Annotated in this window: 7 protein-coding genes; 2 read left to right on the top strand and 5 right to left on the bottom strand. The window is 67.6% G+C overall.

The window, feature by feature from the left end:
• Positions 1 to 18 precede the first annotated feature (18 nt).
• From ACFHW1_RS28305 to ACFHW1_RS28285, 5 genes are all read right to left on the bottom strand, one after another.
• The gene (locus ACFHW1_RS28305; protein ID WP_416616612.1) at positions 19 to 1,902 is read right to left on the bottom strand and encodes an FtsX-like permease family protein; all 1,884 of its coding nucleotides are present in this window, start codon (positions 1,900 to 1,902) and stop codon (positions 19 to 21) included.
• On the bottom strand, positions 1,899 to 2,543 hold the full coding sequence (locus tag ACFHW1_RS28300; protein ID WP_416616613.1) for an ABC transporter ATP-binding protein: 645 nt from the start codon (positions 2,541 to 2,543) through the stop codon (positions 1,899 to 1,901). Before ACFHW1_RS28300 ends, ACFHW1_RS28305 begins: the two co-directional genes overlap by 4 nt.
• Positions 2,544 to 2,620: 77 nt before the next feature.
• On the bottom strand, positions 2,621 to 3,145 hold the full coding sequence (locus ACFHW1_RS28295; protein ID WP_416553529.1) for a PadR family transcriptional regulator: 525 nt from the start codon (positions 3,143 to 3,145) through the stop codon (positions 2,621 to 2,623).
• A 556-nt stretch (positions 3,146 to 3,701) separates the two neighbouring features.
• Positions 3,702 to 3,959, bottom strand: coding sequence for a hypothetical protein (locus ACFHW1_RS28290; protein WP_416553531.1), 258 nt, complete (start codon positions 3,957 to 3,959; stop codon positions 3,702 to 3,704).
• The gene (locus ACFHW1_RS28285; RefSeq protein ID WP_416553533.1) at positions 3,952 to 4,467 is read right to left on the bottom strand and encodes a hypothetical protein; all 516 of its coding nucleotides are present in this window, start codon (positions 4,465 to 4,467) and stop codon (positions 3,952 to 3,954) included. The genes ACFHW1_RS28290 and ACFHW1_RS28285 overlap by 8 nt, the downstream gene beginning before the upstream one ends.
• A gap of 185 nt (positions 4,468 to 4,652) precedes the next feature.
• Here ACFHW1_RS28285 and ACFHW1_RS28280 point away from each other — a divergent pair, with 185 nt between their 5' ends.
• The gene (locus tag ACFHW1_RS28280; RefSeq protein WP_416553535.1) at positions 4,653 to 5,438 is read left to right on the top strand and encodes a helix-turn-helix domain-containing protein; all 786 of its coding nucleotides are present in this window, start codon (positions 4,653 to 4,655) and stop codon (positions 5,436 to 5,438) included.
• On the top strand, positions 5,429 to 5,614 hold the full coding sequence (locus ACFHW1_RS28275; RefSeq protein ID WP_416553537.1) for a DUF397 domain-containing protein: 186 nt from the start codon (positions 5,429 to 5,431) through the stop codon (positions 5,612 to 5,614). The genes ACFHW1_RS28280 and ACFHW1_RS28275 overlap by 10 nt, the downstream gene beginning before the upstream one ends.
• The last annotated feature ends 290 nt before the right edge of the window (positions 5,615 to 5,904 follow it).

The following is a 5,904-nucleotide window of genomic DNA, read 5'->3' as shown; positions in this document are numbered from 1 at the left end:
CGGAAACGATCTCCTGTGTCATCGGGCTGCACTTCTACAGGATCGCCTGTGAATAGACCTCAGGGTCGCCACCAGGATGCCGAGATTGGCCAGACTTGCGTAGCGATTGGCCCACGTCTGTAGGGTTGACGACGCCTGTTCGGAACGGGTGCTGGGCGGCAGCGATAGCTTCACACCGCTGAGCAGAATGGCGGTGCGAGCGCGTTCGATCGTGCTGGTCGTGCCGTCGGTGGCGACCAGTAGTGCCGCCGGCGCGGTGCCGGGCGAGGTTCCTGGTGCCACCTGCGGCGTGCCGCCGTTGAGGTAATCGGAATGAACGTGGACATACCTGGCGCCTTCAGGCACCGGCAGCCCCAACGCGGCGGCGTCGGACGCGGTGACAATGATGCCCTCATCAGGATGGTAGTAAGCGACCACCGCCCCGGTGACACCGGTGACTTGGGCAACCTGGGAAGCCGCTGCCGTCGAGGACTTCGCGGAGTCCGGCGGGCCGCCCAGGCGAGCTACCACGGTGGTCAGCGGCAGCAAGCCGGGGCCGTCACCAGGCGCCGATTCGGCTGCCACGGCGGTGATGGCCGCCGAGAACACCGACACCATGAAGACTGCGGCGACCAATCCGCTGACAGCCCGGAAGGTGGCCCGCGGGTGCTGGCGGATGCGGTTCATCGCGATGACACCGGCGGGGCTACGCGCCGCGCTGGCCCCGAGGCGGGCCACCCAGAAGGTGAGTACCGGCCCCGAGGTAATCAGCCCGATCGAGATCAGGATGAACCCCATGATGAGGATGATGTCTGTCGCCGGCAGCGGTGAGTGCATCAGCGCCGCGACGGTGGCGCTGAGCATTGTGACAATGCCGGCGAAAAGTGGCAGCACGCCCAGCACGCTGGGGCGCCGCTCAGACTGTTCGCGGGTCACCCCGAGCGGACCGATCCCGGCCGACGCCGTGCGCCACCATGCCACCGCGGTGGACACCGCTACCACACCGGCCACGACCACGATCACCGTTACCGGTGCCACCGTCAGGTCGGCGTGGAAGAAGCGGCCGTCGCCCACCCGCATCTGTGCGGCGACCGGAATGAGCAGCCACGCCAGGATCGCGCCCGCGATGGCGCCGACAAGACTGGTCGCCCCGATCTCCGCCGCAGCGATGTCGGCGACCCGGCGCGGTGTCGCTCCGATGAGGCGCAGTGCGGCGAAACGTTCGGCGCGCGCCGCAGCGCCGAGCCGGGTAACAATTCCCACCAGTACCAGCACCGGAAGCAGGATGGCGATGGCGCCGATGATGGCCACTGTGCGATAGCCGATGCTGGGAAACGCCGACCCGCCGAACCGCTCGACCGCCCACACACCGATGGTGGCATCGCTTGAATAGCTGGCCGCCCGGCCGGGGTCGAGGTCGCCGGCTGCCAAGCCGACCACGACTACCAGCGAGTCGGGACTGGCTAGCGCGGTATCGGCAATGACGCCTGCCCGAGTACCGTAGCGGGCGCCCAGCTGGTCGGCCGGGTGTGCGTCGATGAGCGCTATCAACGCAGGTGACGCGTAGTAGGTGCCGATCGCGGGTGGGCGACCGATGCCGGGTACGACCACCGTCGAGCTCGGCGTGGAGGCGATGTCCACCCTGGAAATCGTGCGGCCTGCGAAATAGTCAGAGACAGTCGAGGCGAAAACCCGGCTGTCGGTCAGCGGCTCGGCAGCCGGATCGTTGACCTGCTCAGTCACGCCATAGATCAGCGTGGTCCAAGTGGATCGCTCGGTCCGGGTGGCCAGGCCGTTGTAGGCACCCCACAGCAACAGCAGGAGCAGGACGCCGACGGCGACGCCACCGGCCATGCCAAGCAAGCGCCCCCACGACCCCCGGTCTCCGGCGGTGACGAGCCTTGCCAGCGAGAACAGACTCATCCGTACGGCCCTCCGACGGTGATCTGTCCATCTCGCACAGCCAGCTCACGGTTGGCGTAGGCCGCCGTCCGAGGATCGTGGGTGATGAGCACGACTGTGGTGCCCGCCGCCCGTGCCGTCTCGGTGAGGGCGAGCATGACGGCCTCTGCCGAGAGCGAGTCGAGCGACCCGGTGGGCTCATCGGCGAACAGTAGGGAAGGCTCGGTGACGAGCGCCCGCGCCACAGCAGCACGCTGGGCCTGGCCACCGGACATCTGAGCAGGCAGCTTGCGGGAATGCTCGGTGAGCCCGAGGCGGTCGAGCCAGGTGGCGGCGCGCCGCAGCGCCTCACGCCTGCCGACGCCGGCCAGCAAGAGCGGGATCGTGACATTGTCTAATGCGGACAAACCGGGCAGGAGCTGTCCGTATTGAAAGACAAAGCCAAACTCGGCCAGGCGAAGCCTCGAACGACCCGCCTCGCCGAGCGCGTTGACTCTAGTTTCCCCATAATCAACAACTCCTTCGTCTGGCACCAGGACGCCGGCCAGCACGTGCAGCAGCGTTGACTTGCCCGATCCGGAGGGGCCGGTAATCGCGACGATCTCTCCGGCGTGGATGTCCAGGTCGACGCCGCGCAGCGCCTGGGTCAGCCCGAACGTCATGCGCAGCCCGCGAGCTCTCAGCAGGACAGGCCCGACACCGGGCACCCGCGATGGCGTGCTGACGACCTCGACCTCGCTCACTTCTTCACCTCTGCTCGCAGTTGGGTAAGGCGCGCGGCGGTCAGATCGATCCAGCGTAAGTCCGCCTCGATATGGAACAACGCGTGGTCGCAGGCGAGCACGACCGCCAGGTCGGCCTTCTTTTTCTCGTTGGTCAGCTGGCGCATTCGGGCCATGTGCTGCGCCCGCTGCAGGTCCAGCAGACGACCCGCGTCGTCACCTAGCAGCAGCGCTATGATCGTCTTGGCAAAAAGGTTGCTCTGCAGGCGTTCTGATGGAACGTCGGGAGTGAACATCCATTCCATCACCCGGGCTCGACCAGCCGCCGTGATCTCGTAGCGCTTGCGCTCGGGCCCGGAACCCGCTTCCTCGCCGACGGCCACGATCCAGCCCTTGCCGATCAGCCGCGCCAGGGTCGTGTAGACCTGGCCGAACGCCAGAGGTTTCTTCAGTCCGAACCAGCGGTCGTAGCGGTTCTTCAGGTCATAGCCGTAGCTCGGGCTCATCCCGAGTAGGCCGAGTATGGCGGTTGTGTTGTCCACACCAAGTGACTATACAGCCCGTATCTACACGGACAACCTATCGCGTGCCGTTGGTACGCCGCGAAGGGGGCACCATGATCAGGGAGAGCCCGTACACCAGGCGAATCAGCCGTGACGTCGACCGCGGCGCTCACATCGCACGGCGTGTCGCCGTGGCGACTGGACCTGACCCACGTTGACCGACATCCCAGATCAGAGGGGCTGCGCGATCCTCGGGAGGATGTTCATCATGGAAGGGAGGGCCTGAAGAGGTGGCGGCCCGGGCCCTGAGCTGTCGGGCTTGACCGCAGTGGGCTGCGGCCGGTCGCTGGGACGCGCGCATCGCAATCGAAAGCCGAGCAACTCGTCGGGAGTGTTGACCCCCGGGCGCAGCTTCCCGGATCTCCCGTCCAGTGTCCCTGGGCAGGGGTTGCCGGACCCCTGGGTCCGGATGCCGGCCTCAGGTGCGGACCTCGGACCTCGGATCACGGATCACGGGGGTGGGATCCGGGCGTCCGTCCTGGTCCGGCTCGCGGGGAACGCTGCGCCCCGGGGGCGCCGATCGGGGACCGGCCGGCTACCCCCGGCCTACCGTGGTGACCGTGCCGGGCCGGCGCAGCGCGTCCTTGTACGCTCGGACGCTGACCGCCTTGCCGTCGCGGTCAGTGTCGTCAGGGTCGATTTCCCAGCCGTCGAGCTGCACCCACGAGTATTCCTCCGGCGACGGCCAGATCTCCACCACCCGGAGCCGCACGGGCCGGTTGGCGTCCACGTGGTCACATTGCCGCAGCGCCACCAGATCACCGGGGCACGCCAGCGGGGTCGGCTCAGGCATCGTCGACGGCTCCGTACGACTCGGCGGATTCGTCCTTGTCGTCGTGCGGGTAGCCGGCGGGCATCAGCCCGGACAGGTGCAGGACGGCGCGGATTCGTCGGGCGTTCGCCGGCTCCCACCGGTCCAGGATCGCGATCGCCCGTAGGAACGGGCGGCACGGCCCGGGGACGCCGCCGCACCGGTGGCATTCGCCGGTGGTCCGGTTCGGCAGGTGGGTGCGGGCGGTGGAGTTCGCGTCGTGGATCGCCCGGGACAGCGCGGGGGAGCGGGCCGCCCGGTTGGTGTGGTCCGCGCTTCGGGCGTCGTCGACCGCACCGTACGGGGCGGCAGCCACGCCGCGCGCGCCGGTGAGCTGGAACCGCCCGTCCTGATCGGGGTCGGTCTCCCCGGGTGTCCGCTTCGGCAGCGGCGGCCTGCCCGGCGTGGGTGTCGCATCGTCCGCTGCTGTGAACGTGATGTACCGGGCGAGGCGGGGAGTCCCGCCAATGCCGTCATTCCTGATCGACATTCTTCCTCCGAGTGCAGTCGACTGTGGTGTTCGCCGACTTCCACCCTGGACTATCAGCCCCCCACCACAGAAGATGGGAAAAGCCCGGGAGCGATCAGGTGGCAATTGATCAACGCGGGTGACTCCGGGGAATGTCCGGCACCGGTCAGTGGTGCGCCGTGATGAATTGGGGGACGTGAAAGGCTATGTCTGCGAGCGAGTATCTGGTAGAGGACCTTCGTCGCGTCCGGGAGATGCTGGGGCTCACCCAGGAGTCCTGGGGTGAGCGCCTGCACTTCTCGGCGTCGCACGTCGGCGCGGTGGAGCGCGGCGAGCGGCCGGCGCTGCCGGACTACCTCGGGGCGGTGGACCGGGTGTACGGCACCGCGTTCATGAAGTTCTATCGGGAGTTCATCCGTGGCGAGTGGACACCGGTGTGGTATCGCCCGTTCGTCGAGTACGAGGGCCGCGCGAGACTGCTACGGATCTTCCAACCGATGATGATGCCCGGCCTGTTGCAGACCGAGGCGTACGCACGCGCCCTGTTGCAGGCGCTCAACACCAAGCCGGAGGATCTTGAGCTGGCCCTGGCCGCCCGACTGGACCGGCAGGAAATCGTCACCCGGGCCACCAACGCCTGCCGACTGGTGGTGGTGCTCGACGAAATGGTGTTGCGCCGGTCGGTGGGAGGGCCGGAGGTGATGCGCGACCAGTTGAAGGCGATCGCCGACGCAAACCAGCGGCAGAACGTGCAGGTGCACATCGTGCCGTTCAGCACCGGAGGCTATCCCGGGATGCTCGGGCCGATGGTGCTCGCGACCGTGGACGGCCGGACAGTCGGCTTCCTCGAAGGCCACCAGGAAGGGCGGCTGATCGAGGCCACGGACGCCACCGAGGCGCTGGAAGAGGACTGGGAGACGATCCGGGGGTACGCTCTGCCCGCACGACTGTCCCACGAGATGATCATGGAGGCGATCGAGACATGGAGCTGACCGAGGCGCATTGGCGCAAGAGCACCAGGTCCGACAGCGGCAACTGTGTCGAGGTGGCCGACAATCTGCCGGGCCGCGTCTACGTCCGGGACACCAAGAACCGCGACGGCGGTACGTTGGCCTTCGCCCCGTCGTCCTGGTCGAGCTTCGTCGAGCTGGCGAAGAAGTACGCCTGAGCCCGCGCCGGTCCGCTTTCCGTAGCCGGAGCGCACAGAACCCCGGGACCCGCCCAGTTGCAAGGGTCCCGGGGCTCGCTGGCGTTCGCGAGGTGGCGCTGACACACGTTGAATTGGCGAAATAACGTGCGTCAGCGTCACCTCGACGATGTCAATCGCGGCCGGCCGGGTCGCGCAGGATCGCCGCGAACGTGTCTCTGATCAACTCGTCCGTCGGGGCGTCTAGGCCCAATGCCACGTAGCTTAAGTTGATCTTGGTGGTGGCTGGACCCGGTAGATGTGGATGGTCG

Origin of the sequence: Micromonospora sp. LOL_014 (assembly GCF_048060245.1) — a bacterium.
Lineage (GTDB): Bacteria > Actinomycetota > Actinomycetes > Mycobacteriales > Micromonosporaceae > Micromonospora_E.
This window is presented reverse-complemented; position numbering and strand designations above follow the sequence as displayed.

Bases quoted from the DNA above. Each gene is read 5' to 3' on its own strand.
- ACFHW1_RS28300 (WP_416616613.1), bottom strand. From the start codon at position 2,543: ATGACGTTCGGGCTGACCCAGGCGCTGCGCGGCGTCGACCTGGACATC.
- ACFHW1_RS28285 (WP_416553533.1), bottom strand. From the start codon at position 4,467: ATGTCGATCAGGAATGACGGCATTGGCGGGACTCCCCGCCTCGCCCGG.
- ACFHW1_RS28305 (WP_416616612.1), bottom strand. From the start codon at position 1,902: ATGAGTCTGTTCTCGCTGGCAAGGCTCGTCACCGCCGGAGACCGGGGG.
- ACFHW1_RS28280 (WP_416553535.1), top strand. From the start codon at position 4,653: ATGTCTGCGAGCGAGTATCTGGTAGAGGACCTTCGTCGCGTCCGGGAG.
- ACFHW1_RS28275 (WP_416553537.1), top strand. From the start codon at position 5,429: ATGGAGCTGACCGAGGCGCATTGGCGCAAGAGCACCAGGTCCGACAGC.
- ACFHW1_RS28290 (WP_416553531.1), bottom strand. From the start codon at position 3,959: ATGCCTGAGCCGACCCCGCTGGCGTGCCCCGGTGATCTGGTGGCGCTG.